This is a genomic window from Bradyrhizobium sp. IC4060 (assembly GCF_020193715.1).
Taxonomy (GTDB): Bacteria; Pseudomonadota; Alphaproteobacteria; order Rhizobiales; family Xanthobacteraceae; genus Bradyrhizobium; species Bradyrhizobium yuanmingense.
The window spans coordinates 267,536-286,819 of sequence record NZ_JADYVJ010000008.1 but is presented as its reverse complement, the minus strand read 5'-3'; the positions used below and the strand labels follow the sequence as shown (position 1 = coordinate 286,819).

Annotated in this window: 18 protein-coding genes and 2 tRNA genes; 5 read left to right on the top strand and 15 right to left on the bottom strand. The window is 66.2% G+C overall.

The window, feature by feature from the left end; all coding sequences use genetic code 11:
* Nucleotides 1–7: 7 nt before the first annotated feature.
* On the bottom strand, nucleotides 8–298 hold the full coding sequence (locus tag I6F16_RS25315) for a YggT family protein (protein ID WP_036002872.1): 291 nt from the start codon (nucleotides 296–298) through the stop codon (nucleotides 8–10).
* A gap of 204 nt (nucleotides 299–502) precedes the next feature.
* Here I6F16_RS25315 and I6F16_RS25310 point away from each other — a divergent pair.
* A tRNA-Ala gene (locus tag I6F16_RS25310) sits at nucleotides 503–578 on the top strand.
* Nucleotides 579–687: 109 nt separating this feature from the next.
* On the opposite strand, the gene I6F16_RS25305 is transcribed toward I6F16_RS25310, so the two are convergent.
* From I6F16_RS25305 to I6F16_RS25275, 7 genes are all read right to left on the bottom strand, one after another.
* Entirely contained in the window at nucleotides 688–1,500 is an 813-nt protein-coding gene (locus tag I6F16_RS25305; protein ID WP_225113186.1) for an enoyl-CoA hydratase, read from the bottom strand.
* Nucleotides 1,501–1,635: 135 nt separating this feature from the next.
* Nucleotides 1,636–2,430, bottom strand: coding sequence for a glutamine amidotransferase (locus tag I6F16_RS25300; protein ID WP_109142003.1), 795 nt, complete (start codon nucleotides 2,428–2,430; stop codon nucleotides 1,636–1,638).
* 129 nt (nucleotides 2,431–2,559) lie between these two features.
* A complete protein-coding gene (locus I6F16_RS25295; RefSeq protein WP_225113185.1) occupies nucleotides 2,560–3,339 on the bottom strand; it encodes an SDR family oxidoreductase in 780 nt (259 codons plus the stop codon).
* Between the two features lie 188 nt (nucleotides 3,340–3,527).
* The gene (locus I6F16_RS25290) at nucleotides 3,528–4,049 is read right to left on the bottom strand and encodes a TerB family tellurite resistance protein (RefSeq protein WP_036002890.1); all 522 of its coding nucleotides are present in this window, start codon (nucleotides 4,047–4,049) and stop codon (nucleotides 3,528–3,530) included.
* Nucleotides 4,050–4,227: 178 nt separating this feature from the next.
* The gene (locus I6F16_RS25285; protein ID WP_225113184.1) at nucleotides 4,228–5,637 is read right to left on the bottom strand and encodes an adenylate/guanylate cyclase domain-containing protein; all 1,410 of its coding nucleotides are present in this window, start codon (nucleotides 5,635–5,637) and stop codon (nucleotides 4,228–4,230) included.
* 50 nt (nucleotides 5,638–5,687) lie between these two features.
* Nucleotides 5,688–7,058 (bottom strand): cytochrome P450, encoded by a 1,371-nt coding sequence (locus I6F16_RS25280; protein WP_036002897.1) that lies wholly within the window; start codon nucleotides 7,056–7,058, stop codon nucleotides 5,688–5,690.
* Nucleotides 7,059–7,093: 35 nt separating this feature from the next.
* A complete protein-coding gene (locus tag I6F16_RS25275; protein WP_225113182.1) occupies nucleotides 7,094–8,455 on the bottom strand; it encodes a hydrolase in 1,362 nt (453 codons plus the stop codon).
* A 137-nt stretch (nucleotides 8,456–8,592) separates the two neighbouring features.
* Between I6F16_RS25275 and I6F16_RS25270 the strand changes: the two genes are divergently transcribed.
* Nucleotides 8,593–10,281, top strand: a complete 1,689-nt coding sequence (locus I6F16_RS25270) for an MFS transporter (RefSeq protein WP_225113181.1) — start codon at nucleotides 8,593–8,595, stop codon at nucleotides 10,279–10,281.
* Between the two features lie 113 nt (nucleotides 10,282–10,394).
* On the opposite strand, the gene I6F16_RS25265 is transcribed toward I6F16_RS25270, so the two are convergent.
* Nucleotides 10,395–10,610: a hypothetical protein gene (locus tag I6F16_RS25265; RefSeq protein WP_036002903.1), complete on the bottom strand. Its 216-nt coding sequence runs from the start codon at nucleotides 10,608–10,610 to the stop codon at nucleotides 10,395–10,397.
* A gap of 152 nt (nucleotides 10,611–10,762) precedes the next feature.
* Nucleotides 10,763–11,056 (bottom strand): hypothetical protein, encoded by a 294-nt coding sequence (locus tag I6F16_RS25260; protein WP_036038816.1) that lies wholly within the window; start codon nucleotides 11,054–11,056, stop codon nucleotides 10,763–10,765.
* Nucleotides 11,057–11,308: 252 nt separating this feature from the next.
* On the opposite strand from I6F16_RS25260, the gene I6F16_RS25255 reads away from it, so the two are divergent.
* Nucleotides 11,309–12,364 (top strand): polysaccharide deacetylase family protein, encoded by a 1,056-nt coding sequence (locus I6F16_RS25255; protein WP_225113180.1) that lies wholly within the window; start codon nucleotides 11,309–11,311, stop codon nucleotides 12,362–12,364.
* A gap of 132 nt (nucleotides 12,365–12,496) precedes the next feature.
* Here the strand turns inward: I6F16_RS25255 and I6F16_RS25250 are convergent, their stop codons facing one another.
* From I6F16_RS25250 to I6F16_RS25230, 5 genes are all read right to left on the bottom strand, one after another.
* Complete coding sequence (locus I6F16_RS25250) at nucleotides 12,497–12,889, bottom strand: hypothetical protein (RefSeq protein ID WP_036002911.1); 393 nt, start codon at nucleotides 12,887–12,889, stop codon at nucleotides 12,497–12,499.
* A gap of 143 nt (nucleotides 12,890–13,032) precedes the next feature.
* Nucleotides 13,033–13,108: transfer RNA gene (locus I6F16_RS25245), tRNA-Thr, on the bottom strand.
* 99 nt (nucleotides 13,109–13,207) lie between these two features.
* Complete coding sequence (locus I6F16_RS25240; RefSeq protein ID WP_225113179.1) at nucleotides 13,208–15,007, bottom strand: heme biosynthesis HemY N-terminal domain-containing protein; 1,800 nt, start codon at nucleotides 15,005–15,007, stop codon at nucleotides 13,208–13,210.
* A 35-nt stretch (nucleotides 15,008–15,042) separates the two neighbouring features.
* Nucleotides 15,043–16,263 (bottom strand): hypothetical protein, encoded by a 1,221-nt coding sequence (locus I6F16_RS25235; RefSeq protein ID WP_036002917.1) that lies wholly within the window; start codon nucleotides 16,261–16,263, stop codon nucleotides 15,043–15,045.
* Between the two features lie 64 nt (nucleotides 16,264–16,327).
* Nucleotides 16,328–17,074, bottom strand: coding sequence for a uroporphyrinogen-III synthase (locus tag I6F16_RS25230; protein ID WP_225113178.1), 747 nt, complete (start codon nucleotides 17,072–17,074; stop codon nucleotides 16,328–16,330).
* A gap of 157 nt (nucleotides 17,075–17,231) precedes the next feature.
* On the opposite strand from I6F16_RS25230, the gene tsaD reads away from it, so the two are divergent.
* The gene (tsaD, locus tag I6F16_RS25225) at nucleotides 17,232–18,299 is read left to right on the top strand and encodes a tRNA (adenosine(37)-N6)-threonylcarbamoyltransferase complex transferase subunit TsaD (protein WP_193375182.1); all 1,068 of its coding nucleotides are present in this window, start codon (nucleotides 17,232–17,234) and stop codon (nucleotides 18,297–18,299) included.
* 2 nt (nucleotides 18,300–18,301) lie between these two features.
* A complete protein-coding gene (locus I6F16_RS25220) occupies nucleotides 18,302–19,282 on the top strand; it encodes an NAD(P)H-dependent glycerol-3-phosphate dehydrogenase (RefSeq protein ID WP_225113177.1) in 981 nt (326 codons plus the stop codon).
* Nucleotides 19,283–19,284: the final 2 nt, after the last annotated feature.

Sequence of the window (19,284 nt, the reverse complement as noted above, 5' to 3'; positions counted from 1 at the left end):
CGCCCGCTTAGACCACGTTCGGGTAGATGTAGTACAGGATCACCCGCTCGATGAACATGATGATCAGGATCAGGATGATCGGCGAGATGTCGAGACCGCCGAGGCTGGGCAGGAAATTGCGAATCGGCGCCAGCAGAGGCTCGGTGATCCGGTAGAGGAACTCCGCCACCGCCGACACGAACTGGTTACGCGTGTTCACCACGTTGAAGGCGATCAGCCAGGACAGGATCGCGGAGGCGATCAGCAGCCAGACGTAGAGGTCGAGCACGATGATGACGATGTCGAGAACGGCACGCATGGCTTATGAGGCCTCTGGCTTTTGAAAACTCTGGCTCGGTCGGGATTGACGCCCCGTTTGCTAGATATCGGTTCCGTCAGGCCCAAACAAGGGAAGTCGGCACCCGGAGAGCTAAAACCGGGTTACGCCCGTCCTTGACTTGACCTTGGCGGGGACTTAAATGGCGCCCGGTTGTCGGCCGCGTTCACCAGAGCGGCCAGCAAAGGGGCCATAGCTCAGCTGGGAGAGCGCGTCGTTCGCAATGACGAGGTCGGCGGTTCGATCCCGCCTGGCTCCACCACGCTTCGCCCTTCGGGCTACGCGTGGCGCAGCCGCGCGGAGCCCGAAGAGTGAAGCGTGGTGTCCGGCGAAGCCCGCAGGGCGAAGACGGACTGGCTTGGCGAATTCCCCTACCTCCCCGTAAACCTTGGCGGCCGCTTCTCCATGAAGCTCGCCACGCCCTCCCTGAAATCACTCCCGTTCAGCGCCACCATCATCTCCCTGTTGGCGTCGATCGTCGCCTCGGCCAGCGTCTGGAACGGCACCTCGTAGAGCTGGCGCTTGATCACGGCCATCGCGCTCGGCGAGACGAAATCGGCGAGATCGCGCGCGTAAGTATACGTCTCTTCACGCAGCTTCTCCGGCGGACAGAGCCGGTTGACCAGCCCGATCCGCAGTGCCTCCTCGCTCGACACGCGCCGCGCCGAGAGCAGCAGATCCAGCGCATTGGCGTGGCCGACGATGCGCGGCAGCATCCAGCTGATGCCGTGCTCGGCGATCAGGCCGCGCCGCGCGAAGGCGGTGGTGAACACGGTGTTGTCGGCGGCAAAGCGAAGGTCGCAATAGAGTGCATGCACCAGTCCAATGCCTGCCGTCGCGCCGTTCAGCATGGCGATCACAGGCTTCTTGATCGAAGGATAATAGCCGTACCGCGTCTGCCAGTCTGGCCGGCGATTCATGTCGAACGGCGGCAGGTTCGAGGCGCGCCTGACGTCGTTGGGATCGAGGCCCTTCAGCGCATCCATGTCGGCGCCGGCGCAGAAGGCGCGGCCCGCGCCGGTGAGGACGATGACGCGGACATTGTCGTCGGCGCTCGATGCCTCCATCGCGTTGCGCACGTCGCGCTCCATGACCGGCGTCCATGCATTCATGCGATCGGGGCGGTTGAGCGTGATGGTCGCGATCTTGTCGCTCACCTCATAGAGAATGTGTTCGTAGGCCATGACTCTCCCTTGTTTGCCGGCACGCGTTCGCACGCGCTCGTTAGAAGCGAGCCTAGCATACCCCGGGATGGGAGAAGGACTTGCGCCAAGGACCTGCGCCAAGGACTTGCGCCAAGGACTTGCGCGAAGCCGCGATCACTCGGCGGCTTGCGCCAGCATCGGCCGGCGCTCCAACCAGCCGTCGAGGAAATGATCGAGCCAGGCGCGTTCGGCGACATCGTAGACGGCGCGATCCGCGAAATGATGATGCCGCTGCCGTGCACCGGGCGCGCTGAATCCGTCATAGCCGCGCGTGGTCCAGCGGCACATCATCGCATAGGTCACATCGGGGTGGAACTGCACGCCGAAAGCATTGCCCGTGCGGAACGCCTGCACCGGGAAATCATCGCCTTCGGCGAGTAAGTCGGCGCCTCCAGGCAGCTCAAAGCCCTCGCGATGCCAGTGATAGACCTGCGCCGGCCAGTGCGGGCAGAGCGCGCGGCCCGCGGCGGTCGGCCTGATCGGGTAGTACCCGATCTGCGTCAGCGCCTGCGCATGCGGCGCGACACGGGCCCCGAGCTGCATCGCCAGCATCTGCGCCCCTAAGCAGATGCCGAGCAACGGGCGCTGCTCGCGGAGCGGAATTTCGATCCAGTCGATCTCACGGCGAATGTAGTCGTCGGAATCATTGGCGCTCATCGGCCCGCCGAAGATCACGGCCCCGGCATGCTGATCGAGCGTCTCGGGCAGGGGATCGCCGAAGCGAGGACGGCGGATGTCGAGGCGGTGGCCGAGCGCGCGCAACGCATTGCCGACGCGGCCGGGTGTCGAGCATTCCTGATGCAGGACGATCAGAACCGGCAGCCGGGTTTCAGCGGCGGCGACGCTCGCCGCCCTCTGTGGGAAGGCGACCACCTCTGCGCCACCAAACCTGTCCGTCCGGAACGACATGGCCTCTGCGAGTGCTATCGGTTCAGACCGCCAGCATAGCTAAGCGATGGTTAACATCGTGTGAGTTTGCGCACACACGCGCACGTCTGGAAGCAAGCTCCGGGCCACTACGGACGCGGGCGGCGGCGTTCAGCGCCGCTGCCGCTGGAACCGGCTAGTGGCCGCCAGGATGAAGCCGCGTGGGAAGAAGCGCAGCGCGAACGGCACAATCTTGTTGCCGAGGCCGGGCAGCACTGCCCGTTTGTTGGCCATCAGAGCGCGATACGCCTCCCGCGCAACCTCGGCAGCTGAGACGTTGAGAAAGGCCGTGTCATGTTGCGAGCCGACGCCGGCGCGGGCCTGGAATTCCGTGGGGACCGGGCCCGGGCAAAGCACGGTGACACGGACGCCGCGGGGAGCGAGCTCCGCCCGCAATGCTTCGGTGAAGGAAATCACATAGGCCTTGGATGCGTAGTACACGGCCATGCCGGGGCCGGGCAGGAAGCCTGCAACCGAGCCGACATTGAGAAGACCGCCCTTGTTCCGGATGAGCTGATCGGCGAAGCGCAGCGACAGATCCGTCAGCGCACGGACGTTGACGTCGACAATGCCGAGCTGCATGTCGCGATCGCGCTCGATGGCATCACCGAACACGCCGAAGCCGGCATTGTTGACGAGATGATCGAGCTCGACACCTTCGGCGGCAAGTGCTGCGGCGATCCTCTCGCCTGCATCCGGGTCCTCGAGATCGCAGGCGATCACGATCGGCTTCTTGCCACCCTTGGCGGCGATCTCGTTCGCGAGCGCTTCGAGCCGATCCACCCGTCTCGCCGTCAATGCGAGGCGATGTCCATTGGCGGCAAACACACGCGCCAGCTCCATCCCGATGCCCGCCGAGGCACCGGTGATCAACGTTACCCGCTCATTCACGATCGAAGTCTCTTGAATTGAAGTCTGTGGTCCCGGCAATACCAGAACGAGAGCATAAGCCGTGCGCGCCAGGCAAGCGGCGCTGGCAGCATGGCTGCTTGTGAGAGCGACAGTGGAAGCAGGAAAGACCGGTATTTGCAGTCGAATCCGCAGAAGCGGGGGACCGCCGGGCTTATATTAAAGTTTCGTCATGTGGCTCGCAGGCCAGGCAATCCGCCGGGGACCGGTCCGACGGCGCGATCCTTGACCTGGCCACCGGCACGCTCCGCAATGGCGTGCTTCAGCTCGATCCGGTCACGCTGGGAGATGCCGAGCAGGTCGGACGCGCGCCAGACCACATTGTCCTCGAACTCGCTGACCTCTCCGTCGGCATAGACCAGCTCCCACATCATCTGCACGATCCGCTTGCGACCCGCTTCGTCGAGCGAGCGCATGATGACGCTGGTGAAGTGATAGAGGTCGACGGCCTCGCCTTCGACCTGGGTGGCGTCGGCGATGAGACGGTCAGCGGTGCCGCGGTCGAGCCCGAAATGGCTTTCGATCAGGCTGTGCAGCTTGCGCTGCTCGGCCGCGCTCGGCTGGCCGTCCAGCGAGACCACATGGACCAGCAGCGCGGTCGCGGCCAGCCGGTAATCGCTGTCGCCAAATGCGCGGTCCTGGGCTTGGGGACCGACAATGTCGGCGATGAATTGGCGCAAGCCGTCGAGCATAGGTCCTACCGAGATTGATGACGCCGCAAGGAGCGCGGCCGTTACCAGCATTATATGAGCAAGAAACCCAACCGGCGCAACGTGCGTCAGTTCCGCGCGCGTATTACGTTTCGGCAATCTGTTCACCGTCATTCCGGGGCGATGCGCCAGCATCGAACCCGGAATGACGAATGATGCCTCACGGTATCTCGTACACCACCATCTTGTCGGCGATGCCACGGAGCGCGGCCTGCTTCTGGATCGGCTTGATGGCGCGCTGCTTGAGCACCTCGGCGACTGCGGGAGCGTCCAGCACCGGGCCGGTGATGTGGATCTCCTGCGCGGTCGACAGGCTCTGCACGCGGGCGGCGATGTTGACGGTCTGGCCGAAATAATCCTGCCGCTCGTTGAGCATGACTGCGAGGCAGGGGCCTTCGTGGATCCCGATCTTGAGAATGAGGTCGTTGGCGCCGCGCTGCTTGTTCAATTCGTCCATCGCGGCGCGCATGCGCAGTCCCGCGGTGATGGCGTGCTCGGGCCTGACGAAGGTCGCCATCACGGCATCGCCGATCGTCTTCACGACCGCACCCTTCTCGGCGGCGATGATCTCCAGCAGCGCGCGAAAATGCGCCCGCACGAGATCGAAGGCATTGAGGTCGCCGACCCGCTCATACAGCGCCGTCGAACCCTTCAGGTCGGTGAACAGGAACGTCAGGGACGTGATCTTCAGTCGCTGGTCGACATTGAGGTTGTCGGCCTTGAAGACGTCGCGGAACGTCTGGTTGGACAGCATGCGCTTGGCGGTCAGGATCGGCTTGCGCTTGCCGATCATCTCGTGCAACGCGTGGTCGGCAATCCAGACCGAGGGCAATACGCGACTGTCCGATTGGTTCTCGAGCATGAGACGCAACGGTCCGGGGCGCATCACGGTGGTCCCCGTCGGCGCCTCCAGCTTGTTGAACATGATCGACAGCTGCTGACGCTCGCTGGTCGGCTCACCCTGAACGTCCAGGAAATGGGCGGAATGGGTGACCGGCTCGAACACGATGATGAACTGGCTCGGCAGATTGAGTGAGAGGATCGCCTTCTCGCCGGCGGGCAATTCGAGGGCTTCGAGCGTTACCTGGTCGATCAGGCGGGAAAAGGATTCGTCGTTGATGTCGACGCCTGAGCTCCAGAACATCTGCCGCACATACTCCCAGATCGGCAACGTGTCGGGATCATGAGCACCGATGCGGCGGACCCGCGGGCTGACGGTGAAGGCCACTTCGACCATCTCGTCGACGGAGGCCTCGTATCCGGCGGCGCAGAGCGCGCAATTGTAGTCGTCGTGCTTCAACGACTTCAGTGTGGCGTGCGCGCCCAGCACGCCTCCGCAGCCGGGACACAGCACGTTCCAGCTCATGTCGAACAGGCCGAGCCGCGAGGCGTGCAGGAAGCCGGAAATGACCTTCTCCTGGTCGAGCCCGGTCCGGTCGGCAAAATCCAGCGCATTGATCCGGTTGAGATCGCGATCATGACCGTTGGCGATCAGCTGCGCGATGGCCTCCACCACAACGGGATCGGCGGTCTGCTTCAGAACGGAGAATTGGGCCTGGATGTCGCTCATGGCGAAACTCTATGTAGGCTGGATCACGCCAGCGGCCAGACGCGAGCCTGTCACCGACGCGTGATGCGGAACAGGGGTGAATGGTCCGGCTGGGTGGTGACGACGCCGAGCGGAATTACGGGGGTCGCGGGGTCGGCAAGCTCGATTCGGTACGCTCCGATCAGCCGCGCCAGCGCCAGCACGGATTCGGCTTGGGCAAACGGTGCGCCGATGCAGACGCGCGGACCTGCACCGAACGGCAGGTAAGCAAAACGGTCCGGCGCCTCCTGCGACATGAAGCGCTTTGGAATGAATGCGTTCGGCTGATCCCACAGCTTCTCGTGCCGGTGCAAGAGCCAGGGCGCGATCATGATGATGTCGCCCTTGCCGATCTCGACGCCCGCCGCATTGTCCCTATCGCGCGCGGCACGCGCGACCAGGAAGGCCGGCGGATAGAGCCGCATGGTTTCGTCGATCACCGCGCGGGTGAATTTCTGGCGATCGATGTCGGCCATGCTGTCGAGATGCTCGCCGCGGGTCTCGGACGCCACCTCCTCCTGCGTATCGGGATCGAGCGCGAGCAGGTAGAGCGCCCAGAACAGCGCCGTCGCCGTGGTCTCATGACCGGCGAGGATCATGGTCGCGACCTCGTCGACCAGCTGCTCGTCGGAGAAGCCCTGGCCCGTCTCGGGATCGCGTGCCTCGTCCATGAGATCGAACAAATCGCGCGGCGGCGCACCGTCCTTCTTGCCCGCCTTACGCCGCTCGGCGATCAGCATGGCCACGAACTCGGTCCAGCGCTTGCGGAAACGGGCGCGGGCAAAATCCATCGGGCTCGGCCAGGACACCGGCAGCACCATGTCGAGGAAGTACGGACGCCCCAACCGCGCGGCATATTCCATGATGAAGTTGCGCAGGGTTGCGCCGTGCTGGTCCATGCCGAACGAGAACATCGTGCGACCGGCGATCTCGAGCGTCATGCGCTGCATGATCGCGCGCAGGTCGACCGGCTCACCGGTTTGCGCGTCCAGCTTGGCGATGGTTTCGTCGAGCACGGCCGTCATGTGCGGAACGAGGTTTGCGGTCGCGCGCGGCGTGAAGGCCGGCGCCAGCGTGCGGCGCTGAAACGTCCAGGAATGACCTTCCGCGATCAGAAGGCCGTCGCCGAGAACGGGGCGCAGCATGCGGATGCCGGCCGGCGTGCGCGTGTAGTTCTCGTAATTGCTGAGCAGCACGTGCCGGATCGCGTCCGGCTGGTTCAGGATGAAGCTATTGCGGAAGAAGAAGCGGCCAGAAATGACCTCTTCCTCGTAGGCGCGTTGACCCCAGGTCGCGATCATATTCTGCCTGATGACCGCGAGCCGGCCGAAGAACGACATATCGTCGGGCGCTCGCGGAGGAGCCGGAGGGGTGATGGGCCGACGCACGCTGGCGATATTCATGGCTCTCTCCCGCAAGGTGGGACGCAGGTAAATAGCTAGTAAGTCAGCTCGGCGATGGCAATCCGGTTCTCGGACGCAGCCCAGGCGCGTGCCACAATCCGTTCTTCGCCGAATTGGGCCACGATGTTACGGCCAACCTCGGTGGCGGGAAGCCGCAGGGTGGCTGCCGCATCCGTGGGCACGCCCGGCTTGACGTCGGCCGGCTCCTTGCCGTCGAGCAGCACCACGTCGCGCGGCAGGCCGAAATAGCCGCGCGGACGCGACATGATCACGACGGCGCCGGCGGCCTTGTCGGCCGGCCCGAGCGGCCGCGCGGGCCGCAGATGCACAACCTCGGACGAGCGCGGGAAGGGCGAGCGGTAGATGTGCGTCGTCGGCGCATCCGGCGAGATCAGCACGAATTCGAGCGACCAGGCGGGATCGACCTGCGCCGGCCCCCAACGGCCATCTGAGCCTGTTGTCGAGCTGTACAGCGCACCGTCTTTGCGCTCCCCGGTATCAGGATCGACACGGAAGACATCGACGATTGCACCCGCGACCGGACGATTGGTCGGCACGCCGCCGGGCGTACCCGTGACGAGGCCGCTCAATCTCACGCTGGTCTCCGGCACGATCGCGATGCGCGCAGGTTCGCGCCCCGCGATGAACTTGTAAATCTCGCGGAACGCGCGCGGGTGAAACGCCACCTCGCGATGGTCGAGCGCGCCGAGCACGAGATTGGTGGCGCCCTTCAGCTCCGGCCCTTCGGCGGTGACATTGGTCGGCATGCCGGGCTTGCCGATAAAGCGGCCATCGGGTTGCGCGAATTTGTCCAGACCGTCGCTGCGCAGCGTGAGGAAAGCGACTCCCGGCGTCACCTCACTCTCGCCCTCGTTCAGTCCGCGCAGGAACGTGCCGCGGCCATTGAATTCGTTGTTCGGCTGGTCGTCTGTTGCGAACACGCCGTGATTGGGCGTACCGCACAGCACCGCATGGCTGACATCACCGGCGCCGCCGTTCTTGATGACGTTACGGATCGCGTAGCCGCCGCGCGAGCTGCCGACCAGCGCCACGCGGGCTGCGCCGGTGCGGCGCTTCAGCTCGGTGATGGCGGCAGCGAGCTCGAGGCGCTGATCCTCGGTCGAGGAGCGACCCGCCTGCTCGACCTTGTCGTCGTTGCGCGCCAGCGGGTCGGTGAAATTGATCGCCATCATGCGATCGCGCGCGATACCGTTGGACTCCATCCGCCAAAGCGTCGTCATCCAGAGCGCGCCGTAATCGCCATTGCCGTGGACGAACAGAATCGGCGGCAGCTCCGTGGCGGGCGCGGTCTGCGCCAGCGCGCCCGTCCGCAAGCTCGCAAGTGCGAAAGGCACACTCGCAGCCCCTTGCAAGATCGTCCGTCGCGACAGCTTCATCTGTTCCTCCCCGGCAAACCTAGCTCTTTGCACTGCTTATACCGGCCTAAGCACTGGACAGCGAAGGACTTTCGCGGGCATCACTGAATTGGCCGGAATCACCACGACCACTTCTGCCATCCGACATGGAAGGGGATATGACCGAGCAGCCGAACCGCCCGAAAATGGCCGCCGACGGCATCACAGCGCCCCTGCGGTACACCGTGTTCCGGCGGATCTGGCTCGCCAGCCTGCTCTCCAATCTCGGCCTCCTGATCCAGGGCGTGGGTGCGGCCTGGGCGATGACGCAGATGGCGGCCTCGGCAGACAAGGTGGCCCTGGTGCAGACCGCGCTCATGCTGCCGATCATGCTGATCTCGATGCCGGCCGGCGCCATCGCCGACATGTATGACCGCCGCATCGTCAGTGTGATTTCGCTGTCGATCGCGCTGATCGGCGCGAGCGTGCTCACCGTGCTGGCCGGCTTCAACCTGATCACCCCGGAATTGCTGCTCGCCTTCTGCTTCATCGTCGGCAGCGGCAATGCGCTGTTCGGACCGGCCTGGCAGTCCTCGGTCAGCGAACAAGTGCCGCCCGAGGCATTGGCATCCGCGGTGGCGCTGAACGGCATCAGCTACAACATCGCACGCAGCTTCGGCCCCGCGGTCGGCGGCGTCATCGTCGCTGCGCTTGGGGCGGTGGCCGCGTTTGCCTGCAACGCGATCCTCTATCTGCCGCTGCTGGTGGTGCTGCTGCTCTGGCGCCGCAGCACCGAGCCGTCGCGCCTGCCGCGGGAAAAGCTCAACCGCGCCATGGTCTCGGGCGTGCGCTACATCACCAATTCGCCGCCGATCAAGATCGTGCTGTTGCGCACGCTGGTGATGGGCCTGATCGGCGGCGCGGTGATGGCGCTGATGCCGCTGGTCGCGCGCGACCTCCTGCATGGCGGCGCGCAGATGTATGGCATCATGCTCGGCGCCTTCGGCATGGGCGCGGTGATCGGCGCGCTCAACATCCACGAATTGCGCAAGCGCATGAGCGGCGAGGCCGCGATCCGCGCCTGCACCATCACGATGGCCTTCACCATGGCCGCCCTCGCTTTGAGCACGGAGCCGGTGCTGACGGCGGCCGCGCTGGTGCTAGGCGGCGCAGTCTGGATGGCGGCGATCGCGCTGTTCAATATCGGCGTGCAGCTCTCGGCCCCGCGCTGGGTCGCCGGTCGCTCGCTCGCAGCCTTCCAGGCCGCGATCGCCGGGGGCATCGCGATCGGCGCCTGGGGCTGGGGCCATCTCACCGACTATGCCGGCGTCGAGATCGCATTGCTGACCTCGGCCGGCCTGATGCTGATCTCGCCGCTGCTCGGCATCTGGCTCACGATGCCGCGTGTCGGCGCCCGCAACGAGGATGCGGACATGCTGGCCGATCCCGAGGTGAGGCTGTCGCTGACAGGGCGCAGCGGCCCGCTCGTGGTCGAGATCGAATATCGGGTTGCGCAAGAGAATGCGCGCGCGTTCCACAACGTGATGCAGGACGTGCAGCTCTCGCGCCAGCGCAACGGTGCCTATGGCTGGTCGATCGCGCGCGACATCGCCGACCCCGAGCTGTGGACCGAGCGCTATCACTGCCCGACCTGGCTCGACTATTTGCGTCAGCGCAACCGTGCGACCCAGTCCGAACGCGCGCTGCATCAGCAGGCGATCGATTTCCACATCGGTCCCGAGCCGGTGCGGATCCGCCGCATGCTGGAGCGCCCCTTCGGTTCGGTGCGCTGGAAGGACGACACGCCGGACCGCGCCAACAGCGAGGTGCTGCCGGTGGTCGCGACCGCGGCGGGAAGCAGTACGTAGTCCTCTCGTCATTCCGGGGCGCGCCGTAAGGTGCGAACCCGGAATCCATTTATCGCAGGAGTTGGTCGCGCGATGGATTCCGGGTTCGCGCTTCGCGCGCCCCGGAATGACGATCACTGCCCGTGCTGGGTCAGCACCTTGTCGCAGGCCTTGCTCAGCTTGGTGCGGTTCTGCTTCAGGCAGGCCAGCACGGCACCGTCGCCATTGTCCATTACGGGACGGCAGAAGCGCGTGACGTCGCGCGCGCAGGCATCATGGCCGGGCTGCTGTTGCGCGGAGGCGCTCGATGCGCACAGGAGCAAGGAAATAACGAAAAGCAGTCTGGTCATCGCGCAATTGCCTCTTACCCGGAAAGACGTGCGGGCGAAGCTAGTGCGACGATCCCGCACCTGCAACGGCTTTGTTGACTAGCTGCAGGGCGCCGCCGCATCACCCCGGCTACATGCCGGGGGGCATGACGAGGGGAGCTGCAGCGTCTTGGTTACTGTGTGTCCTGAGCGTCAGCGACCTTGCGCGAGGCGCCCTTGGCGAGGGTCTTGTCCATCACCGCGCGGCATCCGGCGCTGAGGTCCGAGCGATGCTTGATCATGCACGCGGTGATCTTCGGGATATTGGGGATCTCGGCCGAGCAGAGACGGAAGGCATCGCCCGTGCACATCTGCTGCGCCTCGGCCGAGAAGGCGAAGCTCGCGCCCGTCGAAGCGATCGAGACGATGGCGGCAAAGCCCAGGGCCAGGCTGGTGTCGCGGATCTTGCCGGTAAACGACTTGGTCATTTGAAGCTCCCGTTGGCGCCGCCTCAGCGGGCCCGTTGTCGATGGGAGCTACGATGCTCCGGCAAAACCGTTTCCACTGTGATGACGCTCACGGGAGACCCGTCCTCTGTGATCTCAGTCACTCAGACGCAGCCCACTGAAATTCCTTCGCAACCGCTGTCGTGTTGGTGTCACGTTAACTCTTACTTCGCATTAATGGCTCGTCGCGCGGGAAATTCCGCCGGTTTGGTTGCGTAATTGGAAAGAGTAACGATGCGTAATGCGTTGGGCCTGATGCTGGCCAGTGTAGTTGCGGCGGTCGTGATCGCCGCCGGCGGTTGGTTTTATTATTCCGCGCGCGCCGACCAGGGCGCTCCCAAGACAGTTGCCGCCCGTGCCGCCGACCCATTGCCGGCACAGGCGAAGCTCGCCGCCAAGGACGACGTCGAGACCACCGCGGCCGTCGCGGCCAAGCCGGCCGCAGCAGCTCCAGCACCTGCCCCCGTGCCGGTCATGCCGATGCAGTCGAAGCAGGCCTGCGCCAATCCGAACGCGCTGGGTGTGTCCCGCGTCGTCGAGATCGACACGACGGGCGGCCCCGGCTTCGGCTTCGAGCATTTCAAGCAGTTCGACTTTCTGACCGAGAAGGAGGTCGTGCTGACCTTCGACGACGGTCCGTGGCCGGTCAACACGCCCACGGTGCTGAAGGCGCTCGCGGACGAATGCACCAAGGGCCTGTTCTTCTCGGTCGGCAAGCACGCGACCTACCATCCGGAGATCCTGAAGCAGGTGCTGGCCCAGGGCCACACGGTGGGCACGCACACCTGGTCGCATGTCAATCTGAACAGCAAGAAGTTGACCGAGCAGCAGGTCAAGGACGAGGTTGAGAAGGGCTTCAGCGCAGTGAAATTCGCGCTCGGCACCAACCCGGCGCCGTTCTTCCGCTTTCCGCAGCTTCAGCACAATCCCGCGATGGTGAGCTATTTCGGCACCCGCAACGTCGCGATGTTCTCGACCGAAATCGACTCCTTCGACTTCAGGAAGGGCGCGACGCCGGAGAAGATCGTCGAGACCGTGATGACGAGGCTGGACAAGCTCGGCAAGGGCATCATCCTGATGCACGACTTCCAGAAGAACACGGGCCTCGCCCTGCCGACGCTGCTCGCGCGGCTGAAGGCCGGCGGTTACAAGGTCGTGCAGATGAAGGCCAAGACGAGCCTCCAGACGCTGCCGGAATATGACGAGGCGCTGATGAAGGACATGAAGGTGCCGACCGCGGGCACGAACACGCGCCCGATCGCGAGCGTCGTGCAAACGGTCTCGCAGTAAGCGCCAAATCCAAAACTCTTGCGTCATGGCCGGGCTTGTCCCGGCCATCCACGTTTTAGGATCAGGCGCGAAGACGTGGATGCCCGGGTCAAGCCCGGGCATGACGGCGAGATCCGGGTACAGGTCGGCGCCTCACCAATAGATGCCGTGTCGATGCAGCTCGCTGATGATGCGGCGCTCGGTCCAGCTGCGCTTGGGCTTCGGCTTGTCCGCCTTTGCCGTGGTCTTGGCCGCGGGCTTGGTCGTCGTGACCGGCACGGAGGCCGTCGCCGGTGTGGTGACGGTCGGAGTGGTCGCCACTGTCGGCGCGGAGAGCGACACCGCCGGCGGACGATCATGATATTTCTGAACCTCGGTGGCCGGCGCGGCTTCGCTCACCTGCGCCGTCACGGTGCTCGCCGATGTCGTGGTTTGCGGAGTGGAGGTCTGTTCGCCTGCCGCCGCCAGCGACAGACCGCGGGAGCCGCCTGCCTGGGCGGAGGCAGAAGCCAGCAGCATGGCGGCAATCAGAATGATCTTGCGCATGTGAAGTCTCCCCGTGTTGGCGTGACAGGACGTTAGGGGAGCCATGTCTGCGATTATGTGATCGCGATCACGCAGCCGAGCGAGCCCTGATGCAGGCTGATGCCTGGTCATCGGAGCGCTTGAGGTCGGATGAACCGGGGCGCTGGTGCCGCAAGAGGGATTCGAACCCCCGACCCCGTCATTACGAATGACGTGCTCTACCGACTGAGCTATTGCGGCGAACCTGCCGGGACCAAAGCAATGCCGGCCCCGATACGTGCGCCCCTGATATCGGGCATGGCCCGAATTGGCAAGGACAAGCGGGAGGCGAAATACCGCTCACGCGCCCCAGCGGGACCAGAATCCGCGCCAGCCGCCCGCCTGGGCTTTGGGCGTGCCGATTTGTTCCGTAAATTCGTCGCTTGGGCCGTCGTCGTCGATCCCGGGATCGTCCGGTGCGCGGACGATCGGGATGACGGTCTGGGTCGGCGCCGATGCGGGCTTGCTGAGGTCGGCCCGGGTCCGGAAGACCGGCGTCGGCGCCGGCGGCGATGATTCGGCGGGCGCCGGAGCCGGATTCGCCGGCTCGGCGGGCGTGACGACCGGCTCGTCGACCTTCGCAGTTTGCTCCCCAGTCTCCTTGGCCACTTCCTTGGTAGCCTCCTTCGCGGCGTCCTTGGCCTGAGGGGGTGAATTGTCCTGCGCGGCCGGTGCCGGCAGCGGGGCCACCTCCGGCGGTTCCACCGCGGCTTCGCTGGGAGCGGCGGTCACCCGCTTCGGCGGCGGAGCGGCCAGCATGGCTTCCTCGAAGGCCGAGGATTCGAGCGTGGGGCCCTTGTCCGAGGGCAGACTCGCGACCGGCGCCTGCCACTGGAACGCATCGAGGCGGCCGGTGACCGGGGAGACCGGACGCCAGCGGTCGCTGACATAGCCGTCCGCGGTCCAGGCGGGATCGAGCCGGGCGCGCACCGCGCGCAAGGTCCAGGCGCGGGCGCGGCCGCCGTCACCATGCTCTGTGCGCTCGATCTCGGCCATCAGCAGCGCGACGCGCTGGGTCGGATCCTTGAGATAAGGCGCGAGCACCTCGCGCGCGCGGGCGAACTCGGAGGCCTCGATCGCAGCACGCGCGATCGCGAGCTGCCCTTCGACATAACCGGGCTTGTCGGCGGGGGTCTTCGCGGCGAGAGTTTCTACCCGCTGCAAGCGGTGCCATGCGGAATCGCCGAGCTTCACATGCGCATAGGCGTCCGCGAGATCGGGATGCGGATTGGAGAGCCAGGCGGCTTCCACCAGCTTCATGGCGCGGCGCACCTGATGCGCCTCGCTCTCGAATTTTGCCGCGAGCACGGCCGCCGGCACCAGGGTCGGCGCGAGCTTGACCGCCTCCAGCACGCTCTCGCGCGCGACGTCGCGGTCCATCGTTTCCAGCTCCAGCGCACGCGCGGCGAGCAGCACACCGCGCTGCCGGCGATAGGTCTGCTTGTCGATCAGGCCCGCGGACAGATTCGAATCGAGGATCGCGAGCGCGCCGCTCCAGTCGCCGCGCGCGCAGCGGAAGCCGAGCACCGCGTGCGAGGCCCAGGTCGCGGACGGCGACAGCTTGATCGCTTCCTCCGCAATCATCACGGCGCCGACCGCATCATCGGCGCGCTGCGCCTCGATGAAGAGACCGCGCAGGCCGAGCAGCCGCGTGTCCTCGCGTTCGGCCATGGCGCGGAAGACGCGTTGCGCCTCGTCGCGATTGCCTTCGAGCTGCGCCGACTGCGCGTGCAAAAGCAGTGCGAGCGGATCGTTCGGCGCATGCCGCCGCGCCGCCTCGGCGTGCCGGCGCGCGAGCGCGGAATCGCCGTGGCCGATCGCGAGCAGGCCATGGGTGATGGCGTGACGGCCGCGGGCATGGCGCTTGTCATGACGGCGTCGGCGCAAGCGCCCCGGCATGCGCCAGATCATCGTCAGGATGCTCCAGACCAGCACGACGGAAGCGGCGAAGAGGCCGAGCAAGAACACGAACCTCGGCAGCGTCGTCGAGATGCGGAAGCTGCCCGCGGTCAGGACGAGATCGCCGGACTGGTCGGCGACCCAGGCCGCGCCGGCCGCCGCCAGTGCGATCAAGACGAGAAAGAGGACGATGCGAAGCATGGCGATCCCTATACGCGCCGATTGTTGCGCGAATCTTATTGAGTAGATTTGGCGAGATCCGCCATGGCATCGTCGGCGAATTTGCGGGACGCGGCGAGCGCGGCGTCGCGGGCGTCGGCTTTGTCGAGCCAGGCCTGCGCCGGAGCACGATCAGCCTCGGGCAGCGTCTTCAGCTCGCGCCGCGCTTCGGCGAAATCGCTACGGAGCGCCGCCGCCGTGACGCGCGTCACGATGGCGCCGCGATCGTTGCCGACGCCATCGGTGCGCTCGATCCGCACGAGCTTTGACGCACCCGCCTGGAGACGCTCGACAATGCCGGCTTCGCTCGACGGAGCTTCAGCCGGCGGCGACAGCTTCGGCACGATATTGAGGAGCTCGCGGCTCAGCGCCGCCGATGTCGGGATGCCGGACGATGCAAACGCCTCGAGCGGTTTGAGCATGTCGGGCTTGGTCGCCAGCGACCGCGCCGCGGCCAATTGCGATTGATAGGGATCGCCGTGGCGAACGGCAACGTCGAGCAGGGACGCCGCCACCACATAGCGGAGCGGCTTGTCGTCCATCGTCTTGGCCTCGGCGATCTTCTCGCCCTGCTGCGCAAGCTCGGCCCGCTCGGTCTTGCTCGCGCGCTCGAGCTGGGCGATGCGGTCGGTGAGCGCGGCAAGATCGGGCGCGGCACTCGGCGGCGCGGATTTCGCATCGTTCAGCGCGCTCGCCGTCTTATCGAACTGTGCGCGCAAATTGGCGATGTCGCCGCGCAGTGCGCTCGCCGCTTTCTCCAACGCGTCGATCCGCGCGACTTGGGCCGGATCGGCCGCCGGCCTCGCGGCCCTGGCTTCGACCGCAGCAACGCGTCCGCTCAGCGCATCGACGGTCGCACTTGTGACCTGCGGCGCGGCCGGCGGGGCCTGCACCGCGGGCCAGCCCAGCATCCAGCCGACTGCGATCACGACCGCAGCCGCGGCAACGCCGGAGAACGGCGCGATGACCCAGGGCGAAATCGGCGCCGATACAGGCACCGCCGCGGAGGCCTGCTGCTCTGCAGATTCGGACTGAGGCTCGGCCTTGACCTGTTCCGAGCCGGGCTCTTCCACCCTGGCCTGCTCCTGCGCGACATGCTCGGATGCCTCGGGCTCGCCCGCGACCTGCTGCGGCTGGGTCGAGACTTCCGTCGCCTCGAGGTCGATGGTGGGCGGGGTGCGCTTGGCACGACCCGGATCGGGCGCCAATCCAGCGTCTTCAGGCTTGTCGTCGGCCATCGTGACGGTTCCTCACACTTCCATACCAGGGATGGATTAGATTGCGTCGGATTCGGCCCGACCTTTACGCCAAACGGGTCCGCAACGCACGCTCCAAGGTGTCGAATAAGGCAGTTTCGTCCGGCGTTGCGGCCACCAGAACCTGTGACGCGCCGGCATCGCGCAGCACGCCCGCAACGGTCTCGGACAGGCAGCAATGCGGGATCGCCAGCGCCGAAATTTCGACACCTTCGTCCCGCGCCGCATCGAGGAACGCACGTGCGCTGCGCCGGGAGTAGTGCAGCACCGCCTCGATCCCGTGGGCGGCAAAGCCCTCGCACACCTCGCGCGGCAGATGCTTCACCGGCGCCATGCGGTAGGTCGTCTGCGTCACCACGCGGAAACCTTCCGCCCCGAGTTCGCCGCCGAGGTCGCGCGACAGATCCGCGCCGGCGAGATACAGCAGCGTGCTGTTTTTCTTCAACACCTTGTCGCGCGCGCTCTGCATCACCTTGTCGCGCAAGGACGCGGCGTCGCCCCCGGCGACGATCACCTCGGCAAAACCAGCCTCTCGCGCCGCTGCAGCCGTATGTTCGCCGACCGCGAACAATGGCAGCACCAGCAGACCGAGATCCGGCAATTGCGGCGCTATGGCGCGAATCGCGTTGGCCGAGGTGACGAGAACGGCATCATAAGAAACTTCGCTCTCGCCTTGGAAGGCGACCGGCTCGAGCTTGAGCGCCGGCGCAAGCAGTACCGCATGCCCGCGCGTGCGCAGATTGTCCGCCGTCGCCGCATTGTCGGGATGCGGCCGTGTGACAAGAATGGACATCGCTGCTGTTCCCGGACCATTTGGCGGTGACGCATTGACCAGAACGGCTGCGCGTGACGATTGCGCAAGCCGACCCCGGGATGCTACCGGACGTACCAGAACTCTGCTTTATGGATGAGCGCAAGGGCGCAAATTGGATAACAATTCGCCAATGCTGGTGCTGGGCATCGAAACCACCTGCGACGAGACCGCCGCGGCCGTGATCGAACGCGCGGCCGACGGCAAGGGCAAGATCCTGTCCAACATCGTGCGGTCGCAGATCGAGGAGCATGCCCGCTTCGGCGGCGTGGTGCCGGAGATCGCCGCGCGCGCGCATGTCGACGTGCTCGATGGGATCATCGACCGCGCCATGAACGAGGCCGGCATCGATTATGCTCAGCTCGACGGCGTCGCGGCGGCCGCGGGGCCCGGGCTGATCGGCGGCGTCATCGTCGGACTCACCACCGCGAAGGCGATCGCGATGGTGCACGACACGCCGCTGGTCGCGGTGAATCATCTCGAAGCGCATGCGCTGACGCCGCGTCTCACCGACGGCATCGAATTTCCCTATTGCCTCTTCCTCGCCTCCGGCGGCCATACCCAGATCGTCGCAGTCACCGGTGTCGGTCAGTATGTGCGGCTCGGCACCACGGTCGACGACGCCATCGGCGAGGCCTTCGACAAGGTCGCGAAGATGCTGGGCCTGCCCTATCCCGGCGGCCCGCAGGTCGAGCGCGCGGCGGCAGGCGGCGATGCCACGCGCTTTGCGTTTCCCCGGCCGATGCAGGGGCGCCCCGATGCCAATTTCTCGCTGTCGGGACTGAAGACGGCGGTGCGCACCGAAGCGAGCCGGCTGGCCGAGCTCATGCCGCAGGACATCAGCGATCTCTGCGCGAGCTTCCAGGCCGCCGTGCTCGATTCAACGGCCGACCGGCTGAGCGTCGGCCTGAAGCTTTTCCGCGAGCAGTTCGGCGCACCGCGCGCGCTGGTCGCCGCCGGCGGCGTTGCCGCCAATCAGGCGATCCGCGGCGCGCTTGACGATGTCGCGAAGCAGGCCGGGACGCAGCTGATCATGCCACCGCCCGCGCTGTGCACCGACAACGGCGCCATGATCGCCTGGGCCGGCGCCGAGCGCCTGGCGCTTGGCCTGACCGACACGATGGACGCGCAGCCGCGCGCACGCTGGCTGCTCGATGCCAACGCGACCGCGCCCGCGGGCTACGGCAAGACTCGGGCGGGATTCTAGGGATGACCGCGTTCCAATCCGTCGCAGTGATCGGCGCGGGCGCCTGGGGTACGGCGCTGGCGACGGTGGCGGCGCGAGCAGGGCGAAACGTGACGCTGTGGGCACGCAATGCCGAGCACGCCGCGCGGATCGCATCGACGCGCGACAATCCGCGGCTGCCCGGGATTCGGATCGTGCCTGAGCTCGTCGTGACGAGCGATCTGGCGCTCGCCGCGCGTGCCGACATGCTGCTGATTGCGACGCCGGCGCAACATTTGCGCGGTGCGGTCAACATGCTGGCCTCGCACATCACGAAGGCGGTGCCGATCGTCGCCTGCGCCAAGGGTATCGAGCACGGCACCCATAAGTTCATGACCGACGTGATCGCCGAGGCCGCGCCGCACGCGCAGCCGGCGATCCTGTCGGGGCCGAGCTTTGCCGACGACGTCGCACGCGGCCTGCCGACGGCAGTGACCCTGGCGGCAAGCGATGAGGCGCTCGCCAGCAGCCTGGTGCAGGCGCTGGGCTCGCGGACATTCCGCCCCTATCACTCCACCGACATTCGCGGCGTCGAGATCGGCGGCGCCGCCAAGAATGTGCTGGCGATCGCGGTCGGCATTGCGGTCGGGCGCAAGCTCGGCGCCTCCGCGCAGGCGGCGCTCACGACCCGCGGCTTTGCCGAGCTGACGCGCCTCGGCCGTGCGCTCGGCGCACGCAGCGAGACGCTCACCGGCCTGTCGGGCCTCGGTGATCTCATTCTGACCTGCTCGAGCCCGCAATCGCGCAACTTCGCGCTCGGCCTCGCGCTCGGCCGCGGCGAGCAGCCTCCCGCCGGCAAGCTCGCCGAGGGCGAGTTCACCGCCCCCGTGCTGATCGAGCTCGCCGCTTCGCAAAACATCGAGTTGCCGGTATCTGAGGCGGTCGCATCGATCCTGAGCGGCCGAAGCACGATCGATGCCGCGATCTCGGCGCTGATGACGCGCCCCTTCAAGGCAGAGGAATAAGC

What these genes read in the sequence shown, in the direction of transcription:
- I6F16_RS25315 (WP_036002872.1), bottom strand. Translation starts at nt 298, where the DNA reads ATGCGTGCCGTTCTCGACATCGTCATCATCGTGCTCGACCTCTACGTC.
- I6F16_RS25305 (WP_225113186.1), bottom strand. Translation starts at nt 1,500, where the DNA reads ATGGCCTACGAACACATTCTCTATGAGGTGAGCGACAAGATCGCGACC.
- I6F16_RS25300 (WP_109142003.1), bottom strand. Translation starts at nt 2,430, where the DNA reads ATGTCGTTCCGGACGGACAGGTTTGGTGGCGCAGAGGTGGTCGCCTTC.
- I6F16_RS25290 (WP_036002890.1), bottom strand. Translation starts at nt 4,049, where the DNA reads ATGCTCGACGGCTTGCGCCAATTCATCGCCGACATTGTCGGTCCCCAA.
- I6F16_RS25285 (WP_225113184.1), bottom strand. Translation starts at nt 5,637, where the DNA reads ATGAGCGACATCCAGGCCCAATTCTCCGTTCTGAAGCAGACCGCCGAT.
- I6F16_RS25280 (WP_036002897.1), bottom strand. Translation starts at nt 7,058, where the DNA reads ATGAATATCGCCAGCGTGCGTCGGCCCATCACCCCTCCGGCTCCTCCG.
- I6F16_RS25275 (WP_225113182.1), bottom strand. Translation starts at nt 8,455, where the DNA reads ATGAAGCTGTCGCGACGGACGATCTTGCAAGGGGCTGCGAGTGTGCCT.
- I6F16_RS25270 (WP_225113181.1), top strand. Translation starts at nt 8,593, where the DNA reads ATGACCGAGCAGCCGAACCGCCCGAAAATGGCCGCCGACGGCATCACA.
- I6F16_RS25265 (WP_036002903.1), bottom strand. Translation starts at nt 10,610, where the DNA reads ATGACCAGACTGCTTTTCGTTATTTCCTTGCTCCTGTGCGCATCGAGC.
- I6F16_RS25260 (WP_036038816.1), bottom strand. Translation starts at nt 11,056, where the DNA reads ATGACCAAGTCGTTTACCGGCAAGATCCGCGACACCAGCCTGGCCCTG.
- I6F16_RS25255 (WP_225113180.1), top strand. Translation starts at nt 11,309, where the DNA reads ATGCGTAATGCGTTGGGCCTGATGCTGGCCAGTGTAGTTGCGGCGGTC.
- I6F16_RS25250 (WP_036002911.1), bottom strand. Translation starts at nt 12,889, where the DNA reads ATGCGCAAGATCATTCTGATTGCCGCCATGCTGCTGGCTTCTGCCTCC.
- I6F16_RS25240 (WP_225113179.1), bottom strand. Translation starts at nt 15,007, where the DNA reads ATGCTTCGCATCGTCCTCTTTCTCGTCTTGATCGCACTGGCGGCGGCC.
- I6F16_RS25235 (WP_036002917.1), bottom strand. Translation starts at nt 16,263, where the DNA reads ATGGCCGACGACAAGCCTGAAGACGCTGGATTGGCGCCCGATCCGGGT.
- I6F16_RS25230 (WP_225113178.1), bottom strand. Translation starts at nt 17,074, where the DNA reads ATGTCCATTCTTGTCACACGGCCGCATCCCGACAATGCGGCGACGGCG.
- I6F16_RS25220 (WP_225113177.1), top strand. Translation starts at nt 18,302, where the DNA reads ATGACCGCGTTCCAATCCGTCGCAGTGATCGGCGCGGGCGCCTGGGGT.